The 14,496-nt window shown below is 59.3% G+C and carries 15 protein-coding genes and 2 pseudogenes; 9 read left to right on the top strand and 8 right to left on the bottom strand.

The genetic code is table 11. From position 1 onward, the window contains the following. Nucleotides 1–17: 17 nt before the first annotated feature. Nucleotides 18–323 (bottom strand): annotated as a pseudogene (locus tag V1278_RS36785) (winged helix-turn-helix domain-containing protein); the annotation flags it as partial. 287 nt (nucleotides 324–610) lie between these two features. Here V1278_RS36785 and V1278_RS00160 point away from each other — a divergent pair. The 5 genes from V1278_RS00160 to V1278_RS00180 all read left to right on the top strand — a co-directional run bounded on the left by V1278_RS00160 (nucleotide 611) and on the right by V1278_RS00180 (nucleotide 5,539). Beyond that, nucleotides 611–730, top strand: a complete 120-nt coding sequence (locus V1278_RS00160; protein WP_334379249.1) for a DUF1127 domain-containing protein — start codon at nucleotides 611–613, stop codon at nucleotides 728–730. Nucleotides 731–1,376: 646 nt separating this feature from the next. After that, on the top strand, nucleotides 1,377–2,789 hold the full coding sequence (locus tag V1278_RS00165; RefSeq protein ID WP_334379250.1) for an enoyl-CoA hydratase/isomerase family protein: 1,413 nt from the start codon (nucleotides 1,377–1,379) through the stop codon (nucleotides 2,787–2,789). 71 nt (nucleotides 2,790–2,860) lie between these two features. Next, entirely contained in the window at nucleotides 2,861–3,319 is a 459-nt protein-coding gene (locus V1278_RS00170) for a MaoC family dehydratase (RefSeq protein WP_334379252.1), read from the top strand. 1,376 nt (nucleotides 3,320–4,695) lie between these two features. Next, nucleotides 4,696–4,947 (top strand): DUF1488 family protein, encoded by a 252-nt coding sequence (locus V1278_RS00175; RefSeq protein WP_214493926.1) that lies wholly within the window; start codon nucleotides 4,696–4,698, stop codon nucleotides 4,945–4,947. Nucleotides 4,948–5,377: 430 nt separating this feature from the next. Next, on the top strand, nucleotides 5,378–5,539 hold the full coding sequence (locus V1278_RS00180) for a hypothetical protein (protein ID WP_334379253.1): 162 nt from the start codon (nucleotides 5,378–5,380) through the stop codon (nucleotides 5,537–5,539). An 857-nt stretch (nucleotides 5,540–6,396) separates the two neighbouring features. Here the strand turns inward: V1278_RS00180 and V1278_RS00185 are convergent. The 7 genes and pseudogenes from V1278_RS00185 to V1278_RS00215 all read right to left on the bottom strand — a co-directional run bounded on the left by V1278_RS00185 (nucleotide 6,397) and on the right by V1278_RS00215 (nucleotide 12,185). After that, nucleotides 6,397–6,531 (bottom strand): hypothetical protein, encoded by a 135-nt coding sequence (locus V1278_RS00185; RefSeq protein WP_334379255.1) that lies wholly within the window; start codon nucleotides 6,529–6,531, stop codon nucleotides 6,397–6,399. Between the two features lie 48 nt (nucleotides 6,532–6,579). Continuing rightward, on the bottom strand, nucleotides 6,580–6,828 hold the full coding sequence (locus V1278_RS00190; protein ID WP_334367222.1) for a hypothetical protein: 249 nt from the start codon (nucleotides 6,826–6,828) through the stop codon (nucleotides 6,580–6,582). 195 nt (nucleotides 6,829–7,023) lie between these two features. Continuing rightward, nucleotides 7,024–7,223, bottom strand: a pseudogene (locus V1278_RS00195) (hypothetical protein). A 50-nt stretch (nucleotides 7,224–7,273) separates the two neighbouring features. Then, nucleotides 7,274–8,572 carry a glycoside hydrolase family 130 protein gene (locus V1278_RS00200; protein ID WP_334367223.1) on the bottom strand — a complete coding sequence of 433 codons (1,299 nt, stop codon included), beginning with the start codon at nucleotides 8,570–8,572 and terminating at the stop codon, nucleotides 7,274–7,276. 33 nt (nucleotides 8,573–8,605) lie between these two features. Then, a complete protein-coding gene (locus V1278_RS00205) occupies nucleotides 8,606–10,891 on the bottom strand; it encodes a glycosyltransferase family 4 protein (RefSeq protein ID WP_334379256.1) in 2,286 nt (761 codons plus the stop codon). Further along, on the bottom strand, nucleotides 10,888–11,820 hold the full coding sequence (locus V1278_RS00210) for a class I mannose-6-phosphate isomerase (RefSeq protein ID WP_334379257.1): 933 nt from the start codon (nucleotides 11,818–11,820) through the stop codon (nucleotides 10,888–10,890). The genes V1278_RS00205 and V1278_RS00210 overlap by 4 nt, the downstream gene beginning before the upstream one ends. Before the next feature lie 173 nt (nucleotides 11,821–11,993). Further along, entirely contained in the window at nucleotides 11,994–12,185 is a 192-nt protein-coding gene (locus V1278_RS00215; RefSeq protein ID WP_334367226.1) for a hypothetical protein, read from the bottom strand. A gap of 312 nt (nucleotides 12,186–12,497) precedes the next feature. On the opposite strand from V1278_RS00215, the gene V1278_RS00220 reads away from it, so the two are divergent. From V1278_RS00220 to V1278_RS00235, 4 genes are all read left to right on the top strand, one after another. Beyond that, nucleotides 12,498–12,662 (top strand): DUF1488 family protein, encoded by a 165-nt coding sequence (locus V1278_RS00220; protein ID WP_334367227.1) that lies wholly within the window; start codon nucleotides 12,498–12,500, stop codon nucleotides 12,660–12,662. A gap of 203 nt (nucleotides 12,663–12,865) precedes the next feature. Then, nucleotides 12,866–13,276: a hypothetical protein gene (locus V1278_RS00225; RefSeq protein ID WP_334379258.1), complete on the top strand. Its 411-nt coding sequence runs from the start codon at nucleotides 12,866–12,868 to the stop codon at nucleotides 13,274–13,276. 354 nt (nucleotides 13,277–13,630) lie between these two features. Continuing rightward, nucleotides 13,631–13,807: a hypothetical protein gene (locus V1278_RS00230; protein WP_334367229.1), complete on the top strand. Its 177-nt coding sequence runs from the start codon at nucleotides 13,631–13,633 to the stop codon at nucleotides 13,805–13,807. A 362-nt stretch (nucleotides 13,808–14,169) separates the two neighbouring features. Beyond that, nucleotides 14,170–14,487 carry a co-chaperone GroES gene (locus V1278_RS00235; protein ID WP_334379259.1) on the top strand — a complete coding sequence of 106 codons (318 nt, stop codon included), beginning with the start codon at nucleotides 14,170–14,172 and terminating at the stop codon, nucleotides 14,485–14,487. The last annotated feature ends 9 nt before the right edge of the window (nucleotides 14,488–14,496 follow it).

Genomic DNA, 14,496 nt, shown 5'->3' on the forward strand with positions numbered 1-14,496 from the left:
CCTGGGCATCGATCCTCATCGTGTACAGGGCCTACGAAACGAAAGCCCCTTCGTGGAAATGTCTTGATAAGACGTTGTTGCTCGCCGGAGTCGCCGATCGCGCGTCGGACGGCGTTCAGTCGGGTTGTCAGCGCCGCATCAGATACAATCCGACCATTCCAAATCGCGTCTACGAGATCGTCTTTGCTGACGACCCGATCCCTGCTGCGGATCAAATATTCCAGCAGATCGAGAACCTGTGGTGTCGTAGGCACAACATCGGGCCCGCGCCGCAACTCGCGCCGGTCGGTGTCCAACGTACAGTCCTCGAAGAAATAGCGCATGGCAACCATTCCCCAAGCTTGCCCTCTGTCCCCCGAGAGCGCGGCAGCAATTGTCCGGCGAGAATAAGCCTTCGGTAAGGGAAATGTAAGCCTCCAGTTAAGCGCGCTGGCGCATCTTGCGGCACCTTCTGCGTAGTGAAACAGTCAGACAGGACACCGCCATGAGCACGCTCCACGGGATTACCGAGCTGGGACCGGCAACGGCAAAGCGGCAGGTTTACAGTCCTTTCGAAAAATATTGGATTGCATTTCTGGAGTGGCGCAAACGTGATAGGCTGCGTACTTAATTGTGTCACCTGACGGACAGCGAGCTTGCGGACATTGGTATCACGCGCGGGGAGATCGACTACGTTGCCTGCAACCGATCTGTCGACCCACGAGCCATTCGACCCGCCGAATTGGTCTGACTCTCCTACGGCAGATTGTAAGGCACGACAATGGCTGTCTCCGGGTCTCTGCCACCTACCGTTTAGCCCTGGCAGCCACATGCGGATACAAATGTGAACACGTTCACATGGCGCATCCGTCAGCAGGGCTAAATTTGAGTATATGAGCATAGGCGACCCTTCCCGCGGAGTGCTCAATGAGGAACGAACGTTGGCCGTACTTCGCTGCCATCGCATCAATCATGTTAGCGATATCCGTTGCGTATCTCCTTGAGCGCAAGTGCCAAAGGGAGCTTGCGCTTCAGCGTTCGTTTCCATCGGATTTGTCCGAGCTAATTGTAGGAAGTGAGCCGATCAAGTGTTGGTTCCGTAATTAACGTATGCCGTGTAGCACCAATTTCCCTCTGCTGCCGGGGTGCCGGAAGAATGATGTCCGCTCAGAACCTGACATCGGCCAACTCCTCGGCCCGTGTCTGCTAGGGGGCCAATAACGGAAGTAGTTGTTGCACTCGTTGGACGCGCACCGCCCATCCGCTGGATGTCGATAGTTTTTGGCAGCTTTGCGACAGCATCTCGTTTCGCAGGATGCATCTTCGTCCTACACTTCCACTCCTGCGTCATTCCAAGGTGTCCAATGCTTTCAATCCCCCGCGAACAGCATTCCCAGGTGCTCGCTGCCGCGTTGCCACGCGCCGAGACCGAAGCGTTTCTGATCACCCGTAACCACGCTGTCGCAACCCTCGCTGCCGCCGATTTGCGCGCCGCGATCCGCAGCGGCCGCGCGCTGTTGGCGCGATTGCCGCTACGCTCGCAGCGGACCCCGGTGCAAAAGGCGGGCGGCGAGGCGATCGTCCATCTGACGGCCGATGCTGTGTGGCGATTTTTCCGCCGCCATGCCGTGCCGATGTACCGCGACCTGACCCAGGAGGGCGCGCGGTCGATGCGCGTCGATGCGATTCTGTGGGAGGCCGCCGCGCGCTGGCCTGACATTCTGCCTACCCAGGCAGAGATCACCGCCGAGGGCAACCACATGCAGGCAGATAAGGACGGCCTCGAGATTCACCAGGGCCTGTTCGTCAGCCAGATCCTGGCCGACCGGCAGGCGGGGCATCACCTGATACGCTCCATGCTGCGCCCCCGAGCAGAATCCCTTGAGCTGCTGCCGCAGTTCATCGCGACAGGCCGCGCCGATTTGGGTACCGCGCGCGTCGAGGTGCAGGGCAGCGCGAGTCACGTGACCATCCATAACGAACGGTACCTCAACTCCGAAGACGACACCGTAGTGGGTCCGCTCGAGATCGCGACAGATCTGACTCTGCTGCATCCTGAAGTGAAAATCGGCGTCCTGCGCGGCAGCGTGGTAGATCATCCGAAGTACCGGGGCCAGCGCGTGTTTTCATCGGGAATGAATCTGACGCGCATCTACCAGGGAAAGCTGAGCTATCTCTCGTTCCTTTTCCGCAGTATGGGGTTGCACAGCAAGCTCTACCGTGGCGTGCTCGTCGAACATGAGCCCGACCGCCTGGATGCGCCGCTCGAAGAGCCGGAGCGCACGCTGGAGAAGCTATGGGTTGCGGCCGTCGATAAATTCGCGATCGGCGGAGGCTGCCAGCTTCTGCTCGTCGTCGACTATGTCATCGCCGAGGCTGGCTCTTACTTCAATCTGCCCGCGCGCAAGGAAGGCTTCCTGCCCGGCACCGCAAATATGCGATTGCCACGCTTTGTCGGCGAGCGGCTGGCGCGCGAGGCGATCTTGTTCGACCGCGTGTTTCACGCCGACACGCCGGAGGGGCGCCTGATCGCCAATGAAGTGGTGCCATCGGACAAAATGGACCTCGCGGTCTCACGCTGCGTGGAAAATGCGATCGGATCGGGTGTCGTCAGCCCTGGTGCCAACCGCAAGGCGATCCGCCAGCAAACCGAGCCGCTGGAAGCATTCCGCAGATACCTGACGACATACGCATTTCGAGCAAGCGTTCTGTCACCTCAGCGATCAGCTCATAATCAATCTCGAAAAGCACTGGAACGCCAGGCAACGCAAACTGTGAGCCTCGTTGTCCGTTCCGGGGTCAGAAGCTGACTCGCTGACATCGCGCTTTTGAACGGATACACACATCACAGTCAGCCCCGGTTAACGTTGGGAGCACATTTATGTCCAGTCTGTACTTCGACGAGGCCGAGATCGGCCAACTGCGTACGGCTGGCCCCTACCTCGTCTCGAGCGAGGAAATCGTTGAGTTTGCCAGAAAGTATGATCCCCAGCCCTTCCACACAGACGAGGAAGCTGCCGCACGATCCGTCTTCGCGGGGTTGACGGCCTCGGGCGCCCACACCTTCGCGATACTTATATCCTTGTTGAGCAAGACGCAGCCATACTCGCTTCGTATCATTGCTGGGCTCGGTTGGGATGAACTCAGGCTGCCCATCCCCGTGCGCCCGGGAGACGAACTCAATCTCGAAGTAGCCATCCTGGAGAAGCGCGAGTCGAAGTCGAACCCTGACAGAGGTATTGTCAGAAATCAGATGCATCTGCGCAATCAAAAGCGTGAAACGGTATTGCAATGCATCAATAACGTGCTCGTCGCGCGCCGAGGGGTTGCGAACGGCTAAACACTCAGCCCCACATTCGGTTGGACGCGTCGCGCACCCATAAGTGATTCGAGTCCGCTGCGGGTCAATCGCGTCATTTTGGTCGTCGGCCGACTACTTCCGGTTTTCCCTTGGAAACGGACATCGTCAGGATAGGCGGGCATGTCTCAAAGGTGCCAATAGGCGACATGCGCGCTTGCATTTCTTACGACGAGGCGAGCGCCACTGAGAAGGCTATAAGCAAATGCCCCGGACAATGCCGAGGCTTTGAAGATTCGATTTTCTGTTGTCGATTAGGCGACTGCGACAAACGGGTTGTTCTCCTTCGTTCGAGGATAGTTGCGTACTCAATCTCCTCGAATAGGTCGGCGCTGATGAGGATGACCGGCTCGGACGAGGCAGGCATCGCAATCGAAAAACGACGCGCCTGTCTATTATATTACATGGTTTTGTTACATCTCGTTACGGCAGTTGCGGCCTTCTTAGGCACGATCATAAAGAGATGGCATCACAAACAGATGGCGCACGTTTTATGGCAGCCGCGCTGTCTTGTAGTCGCCTCGCGACTGCACCATGTTGGGGTCGTCGATAAGACGCGTAGGACTTATCGACATCACGGTAGGCAACGCGACGCGCCTCGGCGCATCGTAACGTTCCGCCACGCGACGCTGCGCGTCGCAACACATCGCTACGCAACGCTTGAGCCGCTGGGGAAGCCCGGCCGCTCGCGCGCGTTTAGCGCGGACGCTTCCCCCAATCGCCTGTGGCTCCGAGACGCCTACCGCAGCCAGCCGGAGGCTGAAACCGAGGAGATCTGACAACGAGGGCGCGAGCTAGTCCCGCGCCGCCCGATCCGCCGGTTCACGCCGGCGGGCCTTACTTCGGTGAGTGCAAATCACCTTGAAGCCAGCGTCCAAGGCCCTTGGACTTCGTGGGGTCTTCAAACGCGGCAAAGCTCGTAAGTACCTGGTTGCAGACAGCGCATTCAAACGTTTGCAAGTCGACGCCCCGGGTGCGTGCTGGCTCGATGCTAACGAGCATCATCTGGGCCTTGCACTTCGGACAGGCGGGGCGCTCAATTGCAGCGAATGGAATGACGGACGAGAGGCGTTGAGATTGGGGCATGATGCTTCCCTCGAACAGGCGGGAGCGCAACACTCTCTGTCACCGGTAATGCCCAGGAGGCGGAGCGGTGATTGTCAGAGTATACGCTCCAGGGATCTCAAACGCGAGCTAATTCGGCCGACGCGCGCGGGCGTGGCCATAACCCAAACCCTTATCGCGTCGGTCTATGGAAGATGGGCGCTGGCAGATTAATGCGCTCCTGCAGTCCTCGCTTGTAGGGGGCCGGACAAACCACCATATGTTAGTCTCACCCCCGTCTGAGGACCATTCTCATGGTTGTTGCTGGCGGCGATTACGTCCATTTCGTTGTGGAGTACGGCGGCAAAATCGAAAAGTGCCGGGTAACGGAGACTGCCCTTCTGAACAGAGAGCGTATGAGCAGAAAGGACGCAGGCTATGCACAGCTCATCGCTATCTTTGTAAGGCACCGAGCCGAGATCGAACATCTCGCTCTCGCGAAGTTGCAGCGGGAGGGGCACTCTGACCGCGGTGTTGTAGTGACCACTGAGGATCTGAACCCTTGATGCAGGTTGGCTGTTCGACGCCCTCACTTGCGCAAGCGACAACGTGGCCATTAGCTGTTGAGCGGCGACGCCTCAACAGCGCGTGTGATGGTCGTAACACATGACCAGCCCTGCTGCGCAACAGACACGTCGTTCTCCTCGCTAGTTAGCGTCGACGCGTTGCATCCGGTCAAGTCGATAGGCCGAGGAAAGTCCGTTCCGAGTCAATCGCGTTGCTTTGATGAGGTCCGAGCCACTTCTGGTCCAGCTCGATAATCGGACATCTTTAGAACCAGTCGGCATGTCTCAAACGTGCCACAAGCGGAAATCCGCACTCGGCCGATGGCCGAAATAGCCACTCGACAAATCAAAGCAGGCCATTGCAACGATCGTTGGAACTTAGCGACTTGAGTCCCGTTCAGCTTTGTTACTCTTTCGAAAGGAATGCCTAATGGCCAACAACAAAAACCCGAATGAGAAGCAGCCCGGCGAGAACCCAGAAGGTAAGTACCACTTCAATCCTGGCAATATGGCGGGAAAAGAGCCCGGAGATGCTGAGCAGACTGCGGAAAACCGTGGCGAGCCGCATTACAAAGAAAAACCCGCCGATTAGACTGACATCGCCAGGCCGCTTCGGCAGGTCCGAAAAGTGCCAATTGCAGCCTTAAAGCTCACAGATTATCGCCTGGATTGCCTGGGCTGGCGCAGGAAATCAGCGCCGTTTACATACGCGTGGACTCGATCGAGGTGGCCCTGAAAAACAGTAGCTTGCAGATCCATCCGGCCGAGGATGCCGGATATCTTGCGGCCGTTGCCGTCGCGGAAGACAACCTGGTGCACGCCTCGAAGTCTTTGCAGACACAGCGGACGGAAGCGCGGCCCGTGGCGGACCGGTCGACGTGCGCGACTCCAAATCGGGTTCTGCAAGAAGTACCGGGCTCGTTCCGGCAGGGGCACCAAGAAGCGTCGCTACCCGTTCAGTCCCTTGACAGCGGGCCTGCTGCAACGCTCGGACATAGCTGGAAAGCATCAATCTTCAACAGCCGCGGCAGATACCCTTTAGCTTAGCAGTGGTTCGGGCGTCTTCCGCGATGAAGGGGTCCTTGTAGGGCGGCCGCGACGCGTCGCTTTCGACCGCAGCAGGCTTTTGTATTCTCGGAGGAGACGCCGCATCGTAGCAGGCAAGTCGCCCACTCGTGCTTTCGATCGTGCGGCATTCCGGTCCAGCGGCGAGAGCGCCTTGCGCGCATGCGCAGAGCGTCAATACGGCGAGCGTTATTTTCATCCGATTTCCTTGTGGTATCACCCAGCCTATAGCCGCCATTAGAACAGGCCGTATCCGCGAAGCGCAGGCCGCGCCAGCAATTGGCCAATCAGCGCCACCGAATCGTGCAGCCCTGCGGGAGCGCGCTTTTGCGCACGCTCGAACGCGTCAGTCCAACGTATCGCCCTACGTCGACGCTTTCGTTGCTATTTCTTCTTGCCGGACGAGAAACCCGGTTGCCCTCCCGCGGCCTTTTGGCTTGGGGCCGCAGCTATCGTCTTGATCTTCTCTTTCTTGGGCTTCTTGGCTTCCCGATTTCCTTTTTGCTCGCCCTTGGCCATGTCGATCTCCTTTGGGATGATGATGACGCCGTCATTGCACGCCGAATTTCACAATGTCGCGTAGCGTGTCGCAACTCTTATCGCGCCGTCGATTTCTTCGGCCAGTTCGACTTCCCCGATCTCATGCAGACGGGAAACCATGATCGATGCCTGGGTCGCAGCCATGGAGAACGGTTCGCCCGTTTCATAGCTGAATTTGATGCGCCAGATTCCCCCGTGGTTGCGATGCGGCTCGATCAGCAACACCGGAAGATTGGGTAACCCATTCTCAAGCAGGAGTTTCGATAGCGTAGGCATCACCTCGCCCTTTCAAAGTCTAGCCGACGCCCGAAAGGACATGGCGCCAAGCCTGCATTCATCTCGCGCTGTGGGATCCAGGGCTTGAACCGGGAAGTTCGTTCAGCGCGACCTGAAGACTCGCATTGCGCAACTGTGCGCCCATTGTCCACAAATAGCCATGCATTAGTTGATGCAGCGCCTCGCTGCCGCCGCTCAGCCTCTTGGCGAAATGACTTCCTCTCCACGGATGGCGCGATCCAGCGCATCGACCAGCGTCTGAATCTCGATGAACTGTTGCGTGCCCGCTCGGCTTTATCCCGGTCGAAAGGAGCGGCCAGCACCTTCGCATGCGCGTCCCTGTCCTCGATCATGCGCTCACGGGCTTTCTTCAGCGTTTCAAGTCGCTCGCTCATTCAGGCTCCCTGACCTTTCAACGGACGAATTGGCGCCGGGCAGGCGGCGGTCAACTTTTCATCGCCTGCATCAGCGCCGAAATCTTGATGGTCGCGAAATTGGAGAAGGTGTCCGACACCGCGTATGGCAGAATGATCTGGTCGTTGTGCCGCATCGCTCCGCAGGTATAGACGACGTTGGGGACGTATCCCTCGCGCTCCGATGGCTCGGGCCGCAGCAACGGCTCGCGCGAGCGGGTCAACACCTTCGAGGGGTCGTTCTTGTCGAGCAACGCCGCCCCGATCGAGTATTTGCGCACCGGGCCGACGCCATGCGTCAGCAGCAGCCAGCCTTCATCGAGCTCGATAGGCGATCCGCAATTGCCGATCTGAACGAACTCCCAGGGAAATTCCGGTTTCAGAATGGCCTGACCGCCGCCCCATGTGTACAGGTCGTCGGAATAGATCAGGTAGAGGTTCTCATTGTCCTGTCTCGCGATCATGGCGTATCTGCCGCCGATCTTGCGCGGAAACAGCGCCATGCCCTTGTTGCGTGCCGCGGCGCCCCTCAAGGGCGCCAACCGGAACGACATGAAATCGCGGGTCTCAATCAATTCGGAACGGATCGCTCGCCCGCTATAGGCGGTATAGGTCGCGTAGTAGGTTTTTCGGCCGCCATCGCTGAATTCGACAAAGCGGGCGTCCTCAATCCCGTTCGATTGGGAGGCGGTGACCGGAAAGATGACGCGCTCGCTGAGGTCTTCCTCGGGCTTGAAGACCAATTCGACATGGTCGCCGTCCGGTCCGGATACGCGATGGCAAATCCGGGGACTCGAGGCAAGGCGCGCCGTCGGATCAACGGTCACGCTGCCGTCGGCTGCGAATGTGCCGGATCGAAACGTCAGTGACGATACATGCCCTTCGCCGATGGCGCGGAGGCTGAGGATGAAGCGCAGGCCGCCTTTCGGCGCGTCCGATTGGTCGGGGTGCGGCACTATGCTGGGGTTGAACAAGGCAGAGGCTTCGAACGAATACTCATTGAGAAAATAGGCGCCAATGAGCTGGCGCTGGATCTTCGAGAAGATTCCATGCGTGGCGAAAGCGTCCTCCATTTCTTCTGCGCGGGCCTCAAACCTCTCCAGCAGGTTCCGGTGTCGGCCCAGGAAATTTTCAAGAACGTCCGCGAGCTGGGAGGCAACGGCTTCGGAGTCGAGGGCAAGAACCCGGTCGACGATATGATTTGCACGCGTCTTGTCGGTCGGGTTGAGATCGCGAGGTTCAGTCGCCGGCTTGAACGGGCGCACGATCACCCGCGCGGGATCGGGACGCAAATAAAGCGCCTGCCGGTTCAGGAAGATGGCCTGTGACACGGTGTCCTCGATCGCTTGAGCAGGAGGCAAAATTCAGGCACCCACGGCGCGGAGTGCCGTGGGTTTGGTCAGGCCGGCGTTGACGCGCGCAAGCTGGCGAATCTCCGCAAGCCCAAGCAGATAGCACACCACCGACTCGCCGCCGCGATTTTCATTGGCGCGATCGGGGTGCAGTCCATCGCGGCAACTGCCGGTGTGCAGATCGACCAGCGCCACCGACAGGTCGTTGCTGCCGAGAAACCAGGTGAACGCGCGGGTCGCAACCGCTTTCCACTCAGCATCGCCGTCCGCCCGCCATGCCGTGAGGCAGGCAGCGATCGTCGCCGTCGCTTCCACGGGCTGCTGATCGAAGGCGCGGGGGAATTGCCGCAATTCGCCGAAGCCGGCGGTGCCGACGGGGCGGAAATGCCCTGCCGGCGTCGTTTGTCGCGTCATCAGCCAGCGCAGAGACCTCAATCCGGCCTCCATATATTCAGGCGTTTGCGTCGCCGCGCCTGTTATCAGCAGAGCCTGCGGCAGGCGGGCGTTGTCGTAAGCCAACCCTTCCTCGAACCACACCCAGTCCGGTGTTTCGACCGACGCCAAACAAGACATCAACCTGTCGGCAAGAGAATGCCGGATCTCCTGGGCGTGGAGATCATCCGGAGCCACGGCGCAATAAGCGTCCAAACCCAGCAGGGTGAACGCCCACGCCCGGGGTGAGCGAAAGGTCTCCACGGTCGACAGAGCCTCGGCGAACAAGGCGGCAGCCCACTGGCGCCGCGACGGGCTTGCGTCGCTGCGCGCGGTTTCGCCCAGAGCCCAAAGCGTTCGCGCGTGACTGTCTTCGGACCCGCTGGCTTCGAGCCAGGTTCGATTGAAGCCCATGAAGTTGCGAAACCGCCGGGAATCAGGATTCCATGCATGCTGCACGAAAGCAGCGAAGCGGGCCGTCAACGCTTCCGAGAGGGGTTGCTCGCCCGGATTATTGAGAGCGCAGGCCAAAAGCATCGCGCGGGCGTTGTCATCGACGCAGTAACCGTGCGAGCGATCGGGCACCGAATGCACGGCGTGCTGGAACAGGCCGGTATCGTCGCACATCGACAGAAAATGGCCGATTTGCATATCAGGCGCCGCAGGGCTGCGCGGCTCCGGCGATGCCGCATTTGAGGACGCGATGACCTTGAGCCAGTGACCCTGAGACGCACTCTCGAAAACCGACATGTAGTGCTCGGCGGTGCGTTCCCACGTCATGGTCCGGCTGACCGCATAGGCGCGCCGGCACATCGCCTGCCGGCGAACGTCATCGGTGAGTAATTCCGCGATTTCCAGGCCGATCGTGTCCGCATCGCCGAACGGCACCAGGACGCCGCGTCCATTGGCCAACAGTTCGCGCGCGTGCCAGTAAGGCGTCGAGACGACGGGCTTCCCCAGCCCGAAGCTGTAGGCCAACGTCCCCGACGTCATCTGCGCCTCGTTGAGGTAGGGCGTGACATAGACGTCGCACATCGAGATGAATTCGAGCAGCGTGGGCAGATCGACGAACCGGTCGAGGAACACAACATGGTCTTCGACGCCAAGTTCGCGCACCCGCCTTATCAGTCTGTTGCGATACGCCTCGCCCTGGTCTCGAACCAGATTTGGATGCGTTGCGCCGAGCACGACATACACCGCATCAGCGCGACGCTTCAGAATCGATGGCATGGCATCGATCATGACTTCGATGCCCTTGTTGGGCGACAGCAGGCCGAATGTCAGGATGACCGGCTTGCCGTCAAATCCGAGCCTGACCTTCGCCGCATCGGGCTCGACAAAGGCGGCGTCGGGAATGCCGTGGGCTATGACCTCGATCTTGTCGTCCGGCACCTGATAGACGCTGCGCAGCAGTTCGCGGCCCTTGTTGGCCATCACCACTACCTTCGACGACGCATCGACGATGCGTTCCATGACCGCGCGTTGGGTGGCGGTCGGATTGGCCAGCACGGTGTGGAACGTCGTCACGACCGGCGCGGTGAGGCGCGACATCAGTTCGAGAATGTGGCCGCCGGCCTCGCCGCCGAAAATTCCGAATTCGTGCTGCAGACACACCGCGTCGAACCGGCCGGCATTCAGGAAGTCTGCTGCATGGATGTATTCCTCGATCTTGTCGGCCTGGATCTGAAAAGCGACTGCCTTGGGATAATCATAGGTTTGGCCATTATCGGTCATCGCCACGATGCAGGTCTCCAGATTCGGGCGTGACGTCGATATCGCCTGCTGCAGGTCGGTCGTGAAGGTTGCGATGCCGCAGCGGCGGGGTAGCGAATTGCCGATTACGGCGATGCGGCGAAGCGGTGTCATGCTTGTACCTCGACAGTCTCGCCTGATTTCTGCGAATGGCCGGCGGACATGCTGGCAGATTTGTTCAGCTCTCCGGCGTCCTCCAGTAGGGCGGCAACGGGATCAGGTCCCGGATAAGCCATCAGGCCGCTCATGCCGTCCGCGCCAACCTCGATGCCGGTTCGATCGCCCTCGATGAAGACGGCGTCACCAACCGACATGCTCGTCAACCCGATCCGCGCCCGACCCTCGATCACAAGGATCCAGGTTTCCCGATCGGCATTGAGCGCCCAATTCGAATTCGCCGGCAGGTCGATCCGCTCAATGACGAAATGACGGCTTGTGATCAAAGCTGTTCGAGCCGCGGTGAGGCGTCGTGAACCGGATTGGCTCCGAACCGGCCCGGCGTCGGAAACAGCGACGGCGCGTTCTTCATGCAGTTCGCGCTGCCTGCCATAGTCAAACAGACGGAATGTCGTGTCGCTGCGCTGCTGAATCTCGGCGAGCACGATACCGGCGCCAATGGCGTGGATCGTGCCGGCGGGGACGAAGATGATGTCGCCTTTCGCGACGGGACGCCATTGCGTGAGATGGGCAATCGAGCCGTCCCTGATCGCTGCGCGCAATGCCTGTGGCGCGAGCCGCCGCTTCAGTCCCAGCGCAACCCGCGCACCTGGAACTGCTGCGAGAATGTACCAGGCTTCAGTCTTGCCGTTCGGCAAGCCTATTGAGCGGGCAAATCCATCGTCCGGATGAACCTGAATCGACAAGGGCTCGCTGGTGAACAGTAGCTTGAGCAGCAGGGCCGGGATAGGTGCATGCTTATGCGTGCGCTGAAACCACAACTCTCCAACCGGGTCACCGGCAACGTCGATGCTGCTCCATGGATGGAGATCGCCAACCCCCCACGGTTTGCGCGCAACCTGCACGGCGGCATGCTCAATGGCCATAGATATTTCCTCACCCGTAACGGCATGTCGAGGCGACATGCCGTTGGTCGATACCGTCCATATGATTGGCGTGGCTAAGACGTCGCGACGGGATGTGCGCCGTTATCGCGGTCCCATCGGGCTAAATGATCACATGGGCACTCCGGCGTCAGATAGCAACCTTGCCAGGTCGATTAGTGTTTGGTGGCCCAGGACGGACGAACGCCAGTCCAGGCGGGAAGCGAATTCCATTCGGCCCACCGCATCCGGCGCTCCTCATCGCCGACCCTGATAAAGACAAAGGCGGCATCATCCTTGCCGGTTTTCGAATCAACAAACATTGCCGGAACGCCGTACGCGTCTCTGATGATCGCCGTATTTGCCATTCCGACTCCTGCTTTCTGTTAAGCGCTCGGATTCCCATTGCCGGCATGTCACTTGAGGCGAACTACCACTGAAGAATCACGGCGGCAGCGATCAGCAGCGCAAAAAAGATCGGCAACAGCACCGGAGGCACCAGCCAATCACGAAGGTCGAACTTGAGGGTATCTGACATGTGACCGCCTTTTTGGTTGAGGCGGGAGCGCAACGCTCTCAGTCACCGATAATAGCCCGGGGCGCGCGGTGATATTTCAGATATAGCGACTATCTGCCGAATAGCGAGGAGAATCGCAATTTGTTTTGGGGCAGGACCTGCCGTGCGGTTTTGGGGGCACGACAGCGCGCTGGAAGCGTCATTCTTCACTGACGAGGGCGCACTGAGGCGAATTCAACCAGAAGCCCGCCCCAACGAGCCCGGTATCCTGAACGCGTTCGATTGCAACCGTGATGTGATATGCAGCGGCGGCTGCGAAGTTTACTGACTGGAGACAAGAACGTGCTGTACAGCATCCGACCAACAGTCTACCGTTCAGCTACCGGGTGGCCGTTGCTCCACCTTGAAGCTGTCCATGAAGCGGCGACGTCCGACGTCGCTGCTGGTCGTCGTAGCGGCAGCTAGAGTGCCATCGGAAGGCGCAATCTCTTAAGCTAGATGCTTTTCCAAGCGCGGATGCAAGCGGCGTCTGTGGCTGCGAACGCGCGTTTGTGCGCAAAGGAGACCATCATGAGAATACCCGCAATCTTGCAGGGTGAGGCCCGGACGCGCTTCCTCCAAGGTATCGCTTTCGGCGCTGTCGCGGCGATGACGATCGGATTTATCTGGGGCGGCTGGGTCACCGGCGGCACTGCCAGAACTATGAGCGCAATGGCAGAAAGCAGCGGTCGGATGTCTATCTTGGTGCCGATGTGCGTCGCGCAGTTCACTGCGGCTGACGGCGCCGTCGCCAAGTTTAAGGCGGCGGGCTCATATTCAAGGGACAACGTTATCGGCGAATTCGTGAAGACCGTTGCCTCCACGAGTATGGACTATTCCTTCGCCAAAGCGTGCGCAGCCGGCGTGGAAGCCGAACTCTCAAGGACGGCCACAAAGAGCTGAGCGGTCGGTCGCCAAGATTAGGGATCCAGCGAATGAGCGGTCACAGGTTCGGACGGCCTTCCTATTCTGTATATTGCTTGTTAGCAGTCATCCTGTTTGGCTGTTATGTGGTGCTTAATGGCTTTCAGGACGACAACTCCGCAACGATGGCACCGAATCTGACATTCAATCGCTGACGCCTCAACACACCGAGAGGCGCCTCGATCGTTCCACTGACCGTTGTTCGCCACCAGAGAAAGCCTACCGTACTCGGAGAAGGCTAAGGACAACCCATTTCCTTAACTTCCTTGCCATTCTTTCTACCTGTCCATGCGATCCATCCGGCAAACGCAGGTCCTTCAATTGGAGGTCATCATGGATGACGCATTCTCGTTCTTAATCTCGGTAGGTATCATTGCCTTTGGAATTTGGATTGCCGCTGGCACGATCGGCACTGGCTCCCCTTTGGTTTGGACGCTCCTGGGACTACTAACCGTAATTGTGGGTTCGATCAGCCTTTATCTGGCAACTCGAGATGTCAGAATCGCGTAGCTGAAATGAAGATTCTGAAATGCGATGAGACCAACCGACGCATAAGCGAGCTGAGGCGGCTTGCTCCTGACCCCGACGGTCAGGTCTCGTTCAATCCCGCTTTCCGCATGCCCTACAGGAATCGCTCCATCAACTCCGGAGTCCGGTAGGGCACGCTTTCCCTGATCCAATCGATCGAGAGCTGCGGCTGCTGGCTTGCGAGCCCTGCTGCCCGCTCCGGGGCACTAAGGGAATGGAATTAGCAGTCAAACATCGTGGGCTGAGCCCTTGCGCCACAGTGTTACAAGCCTATGTGGAGAGCGGCTGCACTCGCTCATTGCGACTGCCAATCCAGAAACAATCACAAAGCCATGGAGGATCGCATGAAGTTCCGTCCGCTCCACGATCGCGTTGTGGTCAAGCGCATCGACGCCGAAGACAAAACCGCAGGTGGCATCATCATTCCGGACAGTGCCAAGGAAAAGCCCTCGCAGGGCGAAGTCACCGCCGTCGGCCCGGGCGGCCGCGACGAAGCCGGCAAGCTGATCCCGATCGACCTCAAAGCGGGTGACCGCGTGCTGTTCGGCAAATGGTCGGGCACCGAGGTCAAGATCGACGGTGAAGAGCTCCTGATCATGAAAGAGTCCGACATCATGGGCGTTCTCACTGACGTTCCCGCCGCCAAAAAGAAGGCCGCTTAAGCGCTTTAG

The organism is Bradyrhizobium sp. AZCC 1577, assembly GCF_036924575.1.
In the GTDB taxonomy this organism is placed as follows: Bacteria; Pseudomonadota; Alphaproteobacteria; order Rhizobiales; family Xanthobacteraceae; genus Bradyrhizobium.